Below are 14341 nucleotides of genomic sequence, written 5' to 3'. Positions count from 1 at the left end.
GGATTCGTATCGGACGCGGCAGCGGCGAAAGGAATCCGACATGCGCCCCACACCTGCACGGATTGCCCTGGTCACCGGCGGATCGAGGGGTATCGGCGCCGACGTCGCGCGACTCCTCGCCGACGACGACACCCACATCATCGTCAACTACCGTGAGCGGGCCGACGACGCGGAGTCGATCGCCGGCGCCATCCGTGACGCGGGTGGGCACGCATCGACGATCCGCGCCGACATCTCCGACGATCTCGAGTCCAGGGCGATGATCGACGCCATCGCCGCGCGGTTCGGTCGGTTGGACGCCCTGATCCTCAACACGTCCGGCGGTCTGCCTGCGGGCGCCGATCCCGGTCAGGCGATGCGCCTGAATCGGGATGGCCAGCGGCGACTCGCGCTGATGGCCGTGCCGCTGATGCCGGTCGGCGGCCGTATCGTCTTCGTCACCAGCCACCAGGCGCACTTCTTCCCCACCAAGGCGGTGCCCAAGGGCTATACGGCCGTCGCCGCGAGCAGACGGGCCGGTGAAACCGCCCTCTACGCTATGCGTGCAGAATTCGACCGTGCCGGCGTGCATTTCAGCGTCGTCTCCGGCGACATGGCCGACGGGACGTTCGCCGGTGCCATCGTCAACGCGGCGAATGCCCTGAACCCATCGCGCATGGTGTTCGTCGGCCGGGCCGACTATCTCATGACCGCATGAGGTCGTTCATGCCAGCGCCGACAGGTTGAACCCGGCGCCCGTGCAGTCGGCGACCGCGGACGGGCACGACGGTCTCCTTCGTAAGCGTGAAGCGGGCACCGGTGCAGACCGCCGTCGCGGCGAGAACTCATCGCGGGTCAGACGATCCCCAGCACCCGTAGCGCGTTCTGCTTGTAGATCAGCGGAACGACGGCCGGGTCGATATCGAGGGTGTCGAAGTCGCGGCGCCAGCGGTCGAGCTGGATGTAGGGAAAGTCGGTGCCGAACAACACCTTGGTGCGCAGCTGACGGTTTGCCGCGCGGACCAGTTGCGGCGGGAAGTACTTCGGACTCCAGCCCGACAGGTCGATGTAGACGTTGGCCTTGTGGGTGGCGATGGCGATCTGCGAGTCCACCCACGGCACGGCGGGGTGCGCCATCACGATCGTCAGGTCGGGGAAGTCGGCGGCGACGTCGTCGAGCAGCATCGGATCGGAGTAACGCAGCTTGATGCGGTGCCCGCCGGGCAGCCCCGATCCCATACCGGTCTGCCCGGTGTGGAACAGCGCGGGCACCCCGGCTTCGGCGATCGCCTCATAGATCGGATAGAACCGGCGGTCGTTGGGTTCGAACGCCTGCATGCTCGGGTGGAACTTGAAGCCCCGCACGCCGTAGTCGCGGACGAGTTCGTGTACGCGGTGCACCGCGCGACGCTCGTGCCAAGGGTCCACGCTGCCGAACGGGATCAGCACGTCGTTGTTGCGCGCAGCGCCTGCGACCAGGTCCTCGACGGAGTTCGGGGCGTGCCGCATGGCGGTGCGCGCGTCGACGGTGAACACGACCGCCGCGGTGTTGTGCCTGCGGTAGAGGTCGGCGACCGCATCGACGCCGGCCATCGCGCCGGGCGGCATCTTGAAGTACTTCTCCGTCGCCTCGACGAGTTCGTCCGCGTAAGCCTTGTGGCCGTGGTCGTCGATCTCGACATGGGTGTGGATGTCGATCGCCTGGATACGGTCGAAATCGACGCCGCATTCGTACTTTTCGCCCATTCAGGCAGTGTAGGGGCCGATGGCGGCGGTGTAGCGTCGGTCGCGTGACGGTATATGCGCTCAACCTCTTCGACATCGCGAACCGCGACGAATACCTCGCCTACTCGAAACGCTCACCGCAGGAGGTCGCCAAGCACGGCGGTCGCGTCGTCGCGCTCGGCAAGTTCCGCGAGTCGGTCACCGGGGGCATCGAACCTCGCACAGTTCTGATCCTGGTCGAGTGGGACTCCAAGGAGGCCTTCGACAGCTACCGCAACGACCCCGACCTGGCTGATCTGCACGCACATCGGGAGGATGGTTCGTCGTCATACATCTGGCACCTGTTCGACCGCCTCGATGACCTGCGGCCGCTGCTCAAGCTCCAGTAGACGGCGCTCCCTGCAACCGTTCGACCGCCAGCTTCCGCAGATCGGCCGACTTGATCTTGGCGTTGCCGGTCAACGCGATCTCGTCGTCGCGGAAGAACAGCACCTGACGCGGCACCTTGTAGCTGGCCAACCGTTCGGACAGGAACGCCCGGATATCGTCGGCGGCCACGGTCGCACCGTCGTGCGGAACGACGCAGGAGACGACGACTTCACCCAGCGTCTCGTGCGGAACACCGACGGTCTGAGCCACCTTGACGCCTCCATGCTGCATCAGTGTCTCGTCCACCTCCCTGGGCGAGACGTTGGCGCCGCCGGTCTTGATGATGTCGGTGAGCCTGCCCTCCCAGTACAGCCGTCCGTCCTCGTCGAGATAGCCACCGTCGCCCGTGCACAGAAAGCCCTCGGCGTCGAGGGTCTCGTCCAGCGGGGTCCCGAGGTACCCGAGCATCAACGTGGGTCCCTTGACGCAGATCTCGCCGCGCTCACCCCGTTCGACGACGCGCCCGCTGAGCGGATCCACGATCTTCAGTGTCACACCGGGCAGGGGCACACCACTGCTGTCGGCATGGATCTCGGGCGGGGTGTTGGCGGGATAATTCGTTGTGATCGTGAAGGTTTCGGTGTTGCCGTAGGCGTGTCCCGGCTCGAACCACTTGGTCGACACCGTCGGATGGCGCGCGACCGGTGTCTTGAAGTCGACGAACCGCATGCTGCTCAGGTCGACTTGGTCCCAGTTCGCGGCGCCTTCGAGTTGCGCCCACTGGTGCGGCCAGGCGAACGGGAAGTTGACGCGCTCGGCTGCCATCAACTCCAGCGCCTGGTCGGCGACGAAAGTGGGTTGCAGCACGAGTGCACCGCCGGCGGCGAGCGTCGACCCCAGCGACATCGCGAAATTGCCGGACCAGAAGAACCCGTTGGCCGACCAGCAGCGCACGTGGTCCTCCGGCCCGAACTCATAAAGCCGCCGGAAGCGCCACATCTGGATGCAGACTCCCCGGTGCGCGCTCAGTATGCCCTTCGGCTTGCTCGTCGATCCCGACGAGAAGAACAGCACCGCGGCATCGCTGGGCGTGACCGCCGCCGCCGTCGCCTCGAGCAGTTCAGTCGGCTGGTCCCGGCCGCGGGCCAGCCACTGGTCCCAGGACTCCGTGCCTGCCGCGGGTTCACCGACCACGACCAGCCGGCGCAGGTACGGGAACAACGCCGACCGCAGAGCGCCCGACTCAGTCCCGGTGATCGCCGGTTCGAGGTCGACGAGCATGGTGGCGAAGTCCTTCTGCAGCACGGCGCGCTCAAACAGCAGGATCGAGACGCACGACGACTGCAGCAGATGCTCGAGTTCCGGCGTGGTGGAAAACGTGCTGAGCGTGACGGCCACTCCGCCGGCGATCGAGATGCCGAACACCGCCGAGATCCACTCCGGCCGATTCGTCATCAGGACACCCACGCGGGTGCCCTTACCGACGCCGCATGATCGCAGCGCCCGCGCCACGTCGACCGCCCGGTCCCAGAGTTCACCGTAGCTCCAACGCGTCACCGTGTCGGCTGAGCCGATCCGCGGCTCGACCGCGGCCGGGAACGCGATCGCTTCACGATCGCGGTACATCGTCGTCACCTCGCGCAGAAACCCGGGCAGCGTGAGCGCCCCGAGACCCGGCTCCTCCGACAGGGGTGGACCGGAGACCAACGACAGCGTCATCTCACTACACCAGCGGCAGTTCGACCTCGGCCGTGCACTTGACCAGCTCTTCACCGTTCTGGTTCGTCAGCAGCAGCCGCACCTGGACCAGCGGAACCCCCCACGTCGACTCGGCCTCCTTGCCGACGATCTCGGCGTCGAAGTAGGTGACGTCACCCTCGAAGGCGGGGTTGCGGAAGTCGGCCTTGGTATGGCGCACCATGCCTTCGTGGCCGGCCCAGTAGGCCAGATAGTCCGTGCACCAGGCGCCCATCGTCGCGCCGTAGCCGTAGGCCCGCGCCATGCCGACTTCGCTGGCCCGGTCGGCGTCGATGTGACCGCGCGACGGGCCGACGTAGAGCCCGTCGCGCTTGCGCGGGTCGATCATCGCGTCTTCCTCGTCGAACGCGAAGTCCTTGCCCCAACCCGGATCCTGGTACACCCACGGATCGTCGATGCCCTCCGGAGCGACCCAGCGGAACGTGCCCCAGATGTTGAACAGGAAGGCGCGGTATTCGGTGGTGAAGCTGGCGATGCTGTGCGGGCCGATCACCCGCCGCGGCAGCGTGTCGCCGACCTTCACGTCGTCGAACCGCGGCGAGACGCCCATGCGGTTGGACTCCAACCACTCTCGGCGCAGCCGCTCGACTTCCTCCAGCTCGTGTTGCGTCCAACGCTTGATCTCGCCGAGTTGATTCTCGAACATCCCCCGCTTGGTGGCCTCTTCGTAAAGATAGCGGATCGCCGTCGACCGTTCACGGGCCACCAGCGTGCCGTGCTGGTTGCGGTGCACGGTGTCACCGCGGGAGAACATCGTCGGGCCGGCGAACTTGGTCTCGACCACCTTGTAGTCGTGGAATCTCCGGTCCTGGAACAACTGGTCCCCTGGCCGGATCGGGCAGCCGTAGAACCACCACTCCTCTCCGCCGAAGATCAAGTGGCTGTTGGGGATATGGCCGACGCACGCGGGCGCGGCGCCGTGCCCGTAGTCCAGCGCCACCGCGATCGACTGCGGCGCGATGAGACCGCCGAACTTCGACTCACGCGCGAAGCGCTCGTCCCAGTGCAGCGGGTTGGGATAGTCCATGGCCATCACCCACCGCCGGATGTCGGAGGAACTGCAGGGATCCCACAGCTGCCCGCCGCCGATCGGCTTGCCGACGCGGTGCTCGACGTCCGACAGATCCAACTCGACCGCCGTCTTCGCAGGCTTCGTTGCCACCGGTAACCCCCTGTCAGCGATTGACGTCGACGACGATGCGGCCCCGGACCTTGCCGTCCATCAGCCGGCCCGCGGCATCCACCACGTCACCGAGCGCGATCTCCTCGGCGACCGAGTCGAGGAGCGCGGGGTCGAGGTCGTTCGACAGCCGCTCCCATGCGGCCAGTCGCGGTTCCCTGGGTGCCATGACGCTGTCGATGCCGAGCAGCGATACGCCACGCAGGATGAACGGGGCGACGCTGGCCGGGAAGTCCATCCCCTGGGCCAGCCCGCACGCGGCGACCGCCCCGCGGTACCGGGTCTGGGCGCATGCGTTGACCAGGGTGTGGCTGCCGACCGCATCGACGACTCCTGCCCAGCGTTCCTTCTGCAGTGGTTTGCCCGCTTCGGCGAACTCGGCACGGTCCAGGACGGTTGTCGCGCCAAGCTTCTCGAGGTAATCGGCTTCCGAAGACTTGCCCGTCACGGCGGCCACCGTGAAGCCGGCCTTGGCCAGCAGCGCGATCGCGATGCTGCCGACTCCGCCGGTCGCCCCGGTCACCAGGACATCGCCCTGATCCGGTCGGAGGCCATGAGCGACGAGCGCGTCGACGCACAGGCTGGCCGTGTAGCCCGCGGTGCCGATGGCCATCGCCTGCTTGGTGCTGAATTCGGACGGCAGCGGCACGAGCCAGTCTCCGTTGAGCCTCGCGCGCTGAGCCAATCCGCCCCAGTGCGTTTCGCCGACGCCCCAACCGTTGAGCACCACACGGTCGCCTTCTTTCCAATCGGCGTGTGAGCTCTCGGTGACGACGCCGGCGAGGTCGATCCCGGGCACCATCGGAAACTTGCGCACGACCGGTGACCTACCGGTGATGGCGAGACCGTCCTTGAAGTTCAGCGTCGAGTACTCGACGTCGACGGTGACAGTGTCGTCCGAACCGTCGGGCAGCTTCGAGTCATCGAGGGCGGTCACGTCGACGTGCAATCCGTCGTCGTCCTTTTCGATCAGAAGAGCTGAAAACATTACTGCGTGTTCACCTTTCAGGATTTGGAGGTGGCTTCGGGCGCATACCCCAGCGCGGCTTTCACCTCGAGGAACTCGTCGAACGCGAAGTGTCCCCACTCGCGCCCGTTGCCGCTTCGCTTGTAGCCACCGAAGGGGGCGTTCATGTCGAAACCGTGGTTGATGGCGACCGAGCCCGCCCGGATGCGGCGCGCAACGGCGCGGGCCTTATTTAGGTCGGCACCCGAAACATAGCCGGCCAGACCGTATTCGGTGTCGTTGGCGATCTCGAGCGCCTGATCGAGATCGTCGTAGCCGAGGATGCACAGCACCGGCCCGAAGATCTCCTCGCGGGCGATCGTCATGTCGTTGCTGACATTCGCGAACACCGTCGGCTTGACGTAGTAACCCTTGTCGAGCCCGTCGGGGCGCCCGCGACCGCCGACCACCACCGTCGCGCCCTCGTCGATACCCTTGGCGATCAGCCCCTGGATCTTGTCGAACTGAGCCTTTGAGGCGACCGGCCCGATCGCGGTCTTGTCACCCGGATCACCCACTTTCACCGCGCCGGCCGTTTCCTTCGCGATCGCGATCGCCTCGTCCATGCGGGAGTTCGGCACCAGCATCCGCGAGGGCGCGTTGCAGCTCTGGCCGCTGTTCATCATCATCACCGACACCCCGGCGGCGACACTCTTGGCGAAGTCACCGTCGTCGAGCACGATGTTGGGACTCTTGCCGCCGAGTTCCTGGGTGACGCGTTTGACGGTCACCGCCGCGTTCTTGGCGACGTCCACGCCCGCGCGTGTCGACCCGGTGAACGACACCATGTCGATGTCGGGGTGGCTGGACAGCGCCGCGCCGACGCCAGGACCGTCGCCGTAGACGAGGTTGTAGACCCCGGCGGGAACACCTGCCGCGTCGAGGATCTCGGTGAAGATCTGCGCCGAGTAGGGCGCCACCTCCGACGGTTTGAGCACCATCGTGCAGCCCGTCGCCAGGGCCGGGTACACCTTGCAGGCGATTTGGTTGATCGGCCAGTTCCACGGCGTGATCAGCCCGCAGACTCCGATCGGCTCCTTGACGACCAGGGTGGCGCCGTGCTGCTCCTCGAACTCGAAGTTCTTCAGCACGTCGACGGCGGTGGCCAGATGCCCGAGGCCGAGGTTGACCTGCGGACCCGCCGCCAGCGAAGCGGGCGCACCCATCTCCTCGCTCACCGCGTCGGCGAGGTCGCCCGCCCGCTTGGAGTACTCACCCATGATCGCCTGCAGGACGTCGAGGCGCTCCTCGCGGGTGGTCTGCGACCAGGTGCCGAACGCCCGGCGCGCGGCCTGCACCGCGACGTCGACGTCGGCGGCCGACCCGATCGCGATCCTGCCGGAGACCTCTTCGGTGGTCGGGTTGTCGACCTCCATGGTGTTGGGCCGAATCGGGTCGACCCACTGACCGTCGATGTAGAACTTCAGATATTCACGCATGGGACACTGCCTTTCTCTCAACCCGACCTATCATCCTGCGCTACTGGGTGCCTTCGGCGTACCAGGTTCGGAATCGGTCGTACTTCGGCATCTCCTCGGAGTTGGCCTTCGGGTCGATGCACACGTGCACCACACCGACTTTGCCGCTGGCGTAGGCCCGCGCGATCGCCGGGCCGATGTCGTCCTCTTTCTCGACGTATTCACCGTGGCAGCCGAAGCCCTCGGCGATCTTGTCCATCCGGACGTCCTTGCTCCAGTGCACACCGGGTTGCGGCGACGGCTGGGTGAAGGTGCGCTTGTAGACGCCCACCTCGAGGCCCCACTGGTGGTCGACGCCGACGACGCACACCAGCGGCAGGTTCTGCCGCGCCGCGGTTTCCAGTTCGGCGATGTGGAAGAGGAAGGCCGAGTCACTGGTCAGCAACATCACCGGCCGTCGACCGCCCTCGGCCACCGAGGCGCCGACGGCGTACGGCAGGCCGGTGCCCAGATGTCCGAAGTTCTGATTCCAGATGACGTCGCGCGGCTTGGATTGCGAATACGTCCACTGGAAGATCACGGTCGCGCCGCCGTCGCGCACCATGATGCCGTCGTCGAGTTCCTTGAACGCCTTGGTGGCCTCGACGACGTAGCGCGCGGGGTGGATCGGCGAACGCCCCGTCGGCGCGGTCTCCGCGAGTTGCGCGAGTTCCTCGGCATCCTTCTTGATCAGCACGTCGAGGTTCTCGGACGGTTGGCGCGGGGTGTCCCGCAGTGCCTCAACGAGCTGGGGAACGACCCCGCGCAGGTCGCCGACCAGCGCGACGTCCATCGGGCGGTTGACGCCGATGGCGGCCGGATCCTGCTCGACGTAGACCCATTTGCGGTTCGCGTCGTTACCGGCCCAGTGCTGGGTCCGCCCGTAGTGCATCGGCTCACCGAGTTCGGTACCCAGCGCGACACACAGGTCGGAGCCCTCGACCGCCTCGTTGGCCGCCGGCGAGAACAGGTAGGGGAACGTCCGCTCCTGCAGTCCCGGGATGAACGACGTGCCGCCGGAGGTCTGGATCACCGGGCAGGCCATCAGCTCGGCCAGCTCCTTGACCGTCTGCTGGCTGCGGGAGGTGTGCACGCCGTGACCGACCAGCAGGATCGGGCTCTTGGCCTCGCGGATCAGCTTCACCGCCGCAGCCACCTCGCGGGCGCCTGCACCCTGGTTGACCAGGCGGTAGGCCGACGGCTCGGGCGCCTCGGCCACGTTGAGCTCGTCGAGGATGACGTGCGACGGGAACTCGATGTAGGCCGGGCCGGGGGTGCCCGACATCGCCCGGCGAATGGCCTCGTGCACGATCTCGTCAGTCTGGTCGGCGTACTCGATCGAGCTGCTGTACTTGACCGACGGTGCGAACAGGCCTTCCTGCTGGACGAACTGGATCCGTCCGCGGCGAACGCGCCGCTCCGTGATGCGGGCTCGCTGGCCGCCGAGGAAGATCACCGGCGAGTTCTCCACCAGGGCGCACATCATGGCGCCCGCGATGTTGGCCACCCCGGGTCCCAGCGTTCCGATGCACAGTCCCGGCTTGCCCGTCATCCGGGACGCGGCCTCGGCCATGAAGCCCGCGCTGAGCTCGTGGTGCGGCGCCACCACCGACCACCCGCGGGCCTCGGCCTCGGTGAACATGTGCACGAAGTTGGGGTCGGGAATGCCGAACAGCGTGTTGACGCCCTCGGCCTCGAACAGGTCGAGAATCCGTTTGTAGACAGGTACACCCATGTGGAACTCCTTCTAGTGGTAACGCTCGGCGAGTCGTCTGCGGTGGGCTGCCGGCGATCCGAACAGCGAACGGTTGAGGACTGCGCGCTTGAGGTAGACGTGGATGCCGCTCTCCCACGTGTAGCCGATGCCGCCGTGCAACTGCATGGCCTTGCCCGCGATGTCGACGGCGGCGGCGCAGGTATGCGACTTGGCCATGGCGGCGGCCGTTCCGGCGTCGGGCCGGTCCTGCGAGACGGCCTGCGCCGCGGTCGTCACGAGTTGACGGGAGACCGCGATCCCGACGGCCATGTCCGCGCACGCGTGTTTGACGGCCTGGAACGAGCCGATCGGCCTGCCGAACTGGTGCCGCACCTTCGCATGGCCCACGGTGGCCGACAGCATCGCTTCGCTGATGCCGAGGCTGTCGCAGGCGATCGCCACGGCGGCGCGGTCCCGGAGTCGCTGCGCGGCAAGGCTGTCGGTGAACGGCAGCACCTCGGCCGGTTCGACGTCCGATACCGCGGCCAGGTGGCGGGTCTCGTCGACCACCGGCTGCGGCGTGACGGTTGGCGACGCCAGACCGACCCCGTCGCCGCGCACCAGCAGAATATGGTCGGCGCCGTCGGCGTCGGGCACGAACTCGGAGGGCTCGAGCGCGACGGCCAGGCGGGTGGCGCCGCTTGCCACCTCTGCCAGTAGCCGGTCACGGGTCGCGTTGGGCTGCAGCGCGTTCAACGTGCCGACAGCGAGCACCGCGCTGCCCAAGAAGCTGGTGACGCCGGCGGCCCGGCCGATCTCTTCGCAGACCACCGCGGTCTCGGCGAACGAGGCGCCCGCACCGCCGAACCGTTCGGGGATCTCGAGGCCGACCCACCCGGCGTCCACCAGCACCGACCAGTCCGCGGTGCGGTCCTTCGCCAGCAGATCGCCTGCGACGGAGCGCAGTTCGGCGTGGAACTCGGTGAACTCCGTGCTTTCGGTGTTTTCTGGAGCCATCACACACTGCTCGGTTCCCGCGGCAGGCCCAGGCCGCGCTCGGCGATGATCGTGCGCTGGATCTCGCTGGTTCCGCCGGGGATCGTCCACTCCCAGGAGCCGATGAAGTCCAGCACCCAGGCACCCGACTCCCAGCCGCTCGACATCGGCTTGGCCAACTCCGTGTGCGCCACCAGTCCCCCGACCTCGGCACCGAAGTCGGTCATCCGTTGCAGCAGTTCGCTGTAGTACAGCTTGACGATCGAGGTGTCGGCCGGGCTCGCGATCCCCGCCTCGTTCTCCTCGACCACTTTTCGGCAGAGCCCGCGCAGGCCGGTGATCTCGATCTCGAACTGCGCGAGGCGATCGGCCACGATGGGGTCGTCGATCGGTGCACTTCCCAGCAGGCGACGGAAGCCCGCATGGCCGAGACGTTCGGCGAGTTCGAGCATCGTCATTCCGCGTTCGGCGCCCAACGTCGCCTGGGCGACCTGCCAGCCGGCGTTCTCCTCGCCGATCAGGTTCGCCGCGGGGATCGTCACGTCGTTGAGGAAGATCTCGCAGAAGTGCGAGTCGCCGATCGCGTTGCGGATGGGCCGGACCTCGACTCCGGGCGTGGTCATGTCGAGCAGGAAGTACGAAATGCCTTTCCGCTTGGGCGCATTCAGGTCTGTGCGAGCCAATAGCAGGCACCAGTCGGCGTGCTTTCCGCCGCTGGCCCACAGCTTCTGGCCGTTGACGACGAAAACCTCACCGTCGCGGCGGGCAGTGGTGCGCAGACTCGCCAGGTCGGAACCCGCCTCCGGCTCGGAGAAGCCCTGGACCCAGATCTCGCCGTCGAGGATCGCGGGCAGATGCCTACGACGCTGTTCGTCGGTGCCCGCGACCAGCAAGGTGGAGGCGGCGTGGTGGATGCCGACGAACGCCAGCACCAACCGCGGCGCATCGTGGGCCGCCAACTCCTGATACAGGACCACCTGTTCGGCCACCGAGAGCCCGCCGCCCCACTCTCGCGGCCAGTGGGGCACGGCGTACCCCGCGTCGCGCAGTTCGGCGAACCACGCCTTCTGGAACGCGACGAATTCCTCGTCGGTGGCTCCGGTCTGCGCGGCGCGCCAACCCCGCGGGATGTGTTCGGCACACCAGTCCCGCACCTGTTGCCGAAACTCAGCGGTCATGCGCGCACCGCCCTGGTCCGCAGCCGGTCCATCACCTGGGCGACGGCCAGCCCGTCGTCGAACGACGGCGCGATTTGGGTGCCACTGCGCAACGCCTCGGCCACGCGGCCGAAGAACGTCGCGAGCGCGGGGGGCGGCGACCGTCTCGGCGGTGGGGCGAACTCGGCCGTCTCGGGGTCCGCGCCCGGGCGGCGCACCACCAGCGTCGTGTCCGCCGTCAGTTCGACGGTGCCCTCGCTGCCGATGAGCGTGGCCGACGGCGCGGAGGGGACGGCGGCCGCGAAGCCGGAATCGTGGGTGGCGGTGGCGCCGTCGGCCATCGCGAACCACGCGGAGTAGGCGTCCTCGGCGGTGGCACCGGGAACGTCGGTGCGGCTGACTCCGCCGCAGTCGACGATCTCGCTGCCGAACAGGTGACGGGTGAAGTCGATCAGGTGTGAGCCGTAGGCACCGATCCAGCCGCCCCCGAGTTCGGCGTCGTTGATCCAGCCGGGCTTGCGGCCGCGCAGACCGCTGCCGAAGAACGTCCAACTGAGATGCCTGGGCGTTCCGATCGCGCCCGAGTCGGCCAGTTCCTTCAGGCGCGCCCACGACTCGGTGAACCGGAACTCGAAGTTCAGGAAGTGGGGCACGCCGGCGGCGACGGCCGCGGCGCGCATGGCGGCCGCCTCGTCGGCGTTGCGGCCGAACGGCTTGTCGCACAGCACAGCATGGCCGTTGTCGATCGCGGCGGTCACGTGCTGGAGGTGAAGGAACGGCGGTGAGTGCACGGACACCAGGTCGACGTCGGCGGCCAGCGCGGTCGCCACGGCGGCCTCGTCTCGCGGGCTGACCACGTCGACGTCGAAACCGGCGCTCTCGTAGGCCGGCGCGGCGGCGAACTTACCGAAGCCGGTGCCGATCACCGCAACCTTCATGCGTACAACCCCGTCAGCCCGGCCCGGCCGGCCCTGCGGGTCAGCTCGTCGCGCGTCGCCGACAGCCCCATCGGGAGCCGTCGCAGCGGCTGGCTGTAGCGCGACAGCCACGACAGCGTGGTCTCGTCGCAGAAGCCGACCGCCCCGTGTAGTTGGTGGCACACCCGGAACACCACCTCGGCCGCCTCCAGCGCCGCCATCCGCAGTGCCAGTGCGTCGTTGACCGCTTCGGTGCGGTCGGTCGCGATGCTCCACAGCGCATACTTGGCGAGGATGTCGAGACCGCTGCGCTCGACCTCGGCGTCGGTGAGCTGGAACTGCACCCCTTGGAACGACGACAGTGGCTGGCCGAACTGCTTGCGCAGGCTGACGTGCGCGACGGTCAACTCGATCGCCCGGTCGAGCATGCCGAGCAGCGTCCAGCAGGGCAGCACCAGCCCGAGCGCGACGTCGGCGGTGCCGTTGCCGTCGAGCCGGGACAGCCCGAGTTCGACGACGAAGCCCGGTGCGACGGCGCCGTCGGCGGTGACGGTGCCGCGGACACCATCGAGGGCGACGGCGTGCCAACGCTTCTCGATGCCGCCGACGGCAGCGGCGGGCCGTCTTCCCGCGACGACGAGCAGGCCGTCACTGTCCAAGTCGGTCGGCGCCGCCAGTCGTTCTGCGACCGGGTAGGGCAGCGCCCAGTAGCCGGCGCTGCGGCACAACGCCGCAGCGGCTTCCAGTCCGTCGGCGTCGTTGCGCGGAGCGAGGTCCCACGCGCCCAGCCCGTCGAGAACCGGGCCGACGAGTGACTCCCGATCGCCCGGCTTGGTCTCCGCCTGCTGTACCAGTGCGTCACCGCCTGCGGCCTCGAAGGCCCGAAGCGCCTGGCGACCGTATTCTTTCGCGTCGTCGGAAAGATCGATGACCATGCCGCTCATCGCGCGGCCGCCAACAGGGCGCGCGACAACAGAATTCGCTGCATCTCGATGCTGCCCGACGACACCGTCGAAGCCTGCGAGTACTTCCAGTGGTCCTCCACCTCGCCCAGGAACCACGCCGCCTTCGGGTCGTCGTGCCCCACCTCGGCGGCGATGTCGGTCAGCACTTCGGCACTGTCCTGGTCCAGTTTCGTGACGGCGATGCGGTAGGCGGCGGCGTCGCCGGGTTGGATCCGCCCGCTGCTCTGCAGTTCGACGATCCGGTACGCCATCAGCCGGGCACGGCGGCAATGGGTGAGCATCCGAATCCAGCGGCCGCGCAACTCCGCGGGCAGGTCGTCCCACCGCTCGCCGAGCACGGCAGGCGCAGCGGCCAGCAGCCGTTCACATCGTGCATAGCGGGCGATGCCGACCCGCTCGAACGACATCACGTCCTGCACGATCGACCAGCCCTGATCGACCGTACCGAGCACATCGGCCTCCGTGACCCGCAGGTCGTCGAGGAACACCTCATTGAGGTGATGCGGCCCCAACATGGCTCGGATGGGTCGGACCTGGATCGCCGGATCGTCCATCGGCACCAGGAAGATCGTCAACCCCTGCTGTTTCTTGTCGCCGCGGGACGTCCTGGCCAACAGGACGCACCACTGCGCCATGGTGGCGTAGCTCGTCCAGATCTTCTGTCCGCTGACCAGCCAACCGGCCGAGCCGTCTTGCGCACGACGCGCCGTGGTGCGCAGCGACGCGAGGTCGGAGCCGGCTTCCGGCTCCGAGAAACCCTGGCACCAGATCACCTCGCCGCGGGCGATGGGCGGCAGGTGCCTGCGCTGCTGCTCCTCGCTACCGTGCCGCATGATGATGGGGCCCACCCAGTTGACACCCATGTACTGCGCGCCGCGCGGTTCGTGATGGGCCCACATCTCTTCGCGCACGACGGTCTGCTCCCACACCGAAGATCCGCCGCCACCGAACTCCTGAGGCCATGACAGACAAAGCAACTCGCGCTCGGCAAGCAATCGGCAGAACCGCTGCGCAGTCTCCAGATCCGCCGGGTCGTCGGTGAACGCGCCCAGGTAGTGTTCGGGCACATTGTCCTTCACCAGTTGCCGCAGCCGCCGACGCAGTTCGTCGGCGCCGGGGCCCATCTCGAAGTCCAT

13 protein-coding genes are annotated in these 14341 nt (G+C 67.7%); 2 read left to right on the top strand and 11 right to left on the bottom strand.

Annotation, left to right across the window (positions count from 1 at the left end):
* The first annotated feature begins 40 nt into the window (after nucleotides 1–40).
* Nucleotides 41–697 (top strand): SDR family oxidoreductase, encoded by a 657-nt coding sequence (locus K3G64_RS13200; protein WP_238950333.1) that lies wholly within the window; start codon nucleotides 41–43, stop codon nucleotides 695–697.
* A 137-nt stretch (nucleotides 698–834) separates the two neighbouring features.
* On the opposite strand, the gene K3G64_RS13195 is transcribed toward K3G64_RS13200, so the two are convergent.
* The gene (locus K3G64_RS13195; protein ID WP_238950332.1) at nucleotides 835–1725 is read right to left on the bottom strand and encodes an amidohydrolase family protein; all 891 of its coding nucleotides are present in this window, start codon (nucleotides 1723–1725) and stop codon (nucleotides 835–837) included.
* A gap of 44 nt (nucleotides 1726–1769) precedes the next feature.
* On the opposite strand from K3G64_RS13195, the gene K3G64_RS13190 reads away from it, so the two are divergent.
* On the top strand, nucleotides 1770–2093 hold the full coding sequence (locus K3G64_RS13190) for a DUF1330 domain-containing protein (protein WP_238950331.1): 324 nt from the start codon (nucleotides 1770–1772) through the stop codon (nucleotides 2091–2093).
* Here K3G64_RS13190 and K3G64_RS13185 read toward each other — a convergent pair.
* Genes K3G64_RS13185 through K3G64_RS13140 form a run of 10 tightly spaced genes read right to left on the bottom strand, consistent with a single transcriptional unit; the run spans nucleotide 2080 to nucleotide 14341 of the window.
* The gene (locus K3G64_RS13185) at nucleotides 2080–3792 is read right to left on the bottom strand and encodes a class I adenylate-forming enzyme family protein (protein ID WP_238950330.1); all 1713 of its coding nucleotides are present in this window, start codon (nucleotides 3790–3792) and stop codon (nucleotides 2080–2082) included. The genes K3G64_RS13190 and K3G64_RS13185 overlap by 14 nt on opposite strands.
* Nucleotides 3793–3796: 4 nt before the next feature.
* Complete coding sequence (locus tag K3G64_RS13180) at nucleotides 3797–4993, bottom strand: MaoC family dehydratase (protein WP_238950329.1); 1197 nt, start codon at nucleotides 4991–4993, stop codon at nucleotides 3797–3799.
* Nucleotides 4994–5006: 13 nt separating this feature from the next.
* Nucleotides 5007–5999, bottom strand: a complete 993-nt coding sequence (gene acuI / locus K3G64_RS13175; protein WP_238950328.1) for an acrylyl-CoA reductase (NADPH) — start codon at nucleotides 5997–5999, stop codon at nucleotides 5007–5009.
* A 17-nt stretch (nucleotides 6000–6016) separates the two neighbouring features.
* Nucleotides 6017–7456 (bottom strand): aldehyde dehydrogenase family protein, encoded by a 1440-nt coding sequence (locus K3G64_RS13170; RefSeq protein ID WP_238950327.1) that lies wholly within the window; start codon nucleotides 7454–7456, stop codon nucleotides 6017–6019.
* Between the two features lie 40 nt (nucleotides 7457–7496).
* Entirely contained in the window at nucleotides 7497–9209 is a 1713-nt protein-coding gene (locus tag K3G64_RS13165) for a thiamine pyrophosphate-binding protein (RefSeq protein ID WP_238950326.1), read from the bottom strand.
* 12 nt (nucleotides 9210–9221) lie between these two features.
* Complete coding sequence (locus K3G64_RS13160; protein WP_238950325.1) at nucleotides 9222–10187, bottom strand: acyl-CoA dehydrogenase family protein; 966 nt, start codon at nucleotides 10185–10187, stop codon at nucleotides 9222–9224.
* Nucleotides 10187–11344, bottom strand: a complete 1158-nt coding sequence (locus K3G64_RS13155) for an acyl-CoA dehydrogenase family protein (RefSeq protein ID WP_238950324.1) — start codon at nucleotides 11342–11344, stop codon at nucleotides 10187–10189. The genes K3G64_RS13160 and K3G64_RS13155 overlap by 1 nt, the downstream gene beginning before the upstream one ends.
* Entirely contained in the window at nucleotides 11341–12261 is a 921-nt protein-coding gene (locus K3G64_RS13150) for a Gfo/Idh/MocA family protein (RefSeq protein ID WP_238950322.1), read from the bottom strand. Before K3G64_RS13150 ends, K3G64_RS13155 begins: the two co-directional genes overlap by 4 nt.
* A complete protein-coding gene (locus tag K3G64_RS13145) occupies nucleotides 12258–13175 on the bottom strand; it encodes an acyl-CoA dehydrogenase family protein (protein ID WP_238950638.1) in 918 nt (305 codons plus the stop codon). The genes K3G64_RS13150 and K3G64_RS13145 overlap by 4 nt, the downstream gene beginning before the upstream one ends.
* A gap of 5 nt (nucleotides 13176–13180) precedes the next feature.
* Nucleotides 13181–14341: an acyl-CoA dehydrogenase family protein gene (locus tag K3G64_RS13140; protein WP_238950637.1), complete on the bottom strand. Its 1161-nt coding sequence runs from the start codon at nucleotides 14339–14341 to the stop codon at nucleotides 13181–13183.

The sequence above is a fragment of the Mycobacterium sp. IDR2000157661 genome, from assembly GCF_022317005.1.
In the GTDB taxonomy this organism is placed as follows: Bacteria; Actinomycetota; Actinomycetes; order Mycobacteriales; family Mycobacteriaceae; genus Mycobacterium.
Note: the sequence above shows the minus strand (reverse complement) of the source record. Positions and strands in the feature narration are given on the sequence as shown.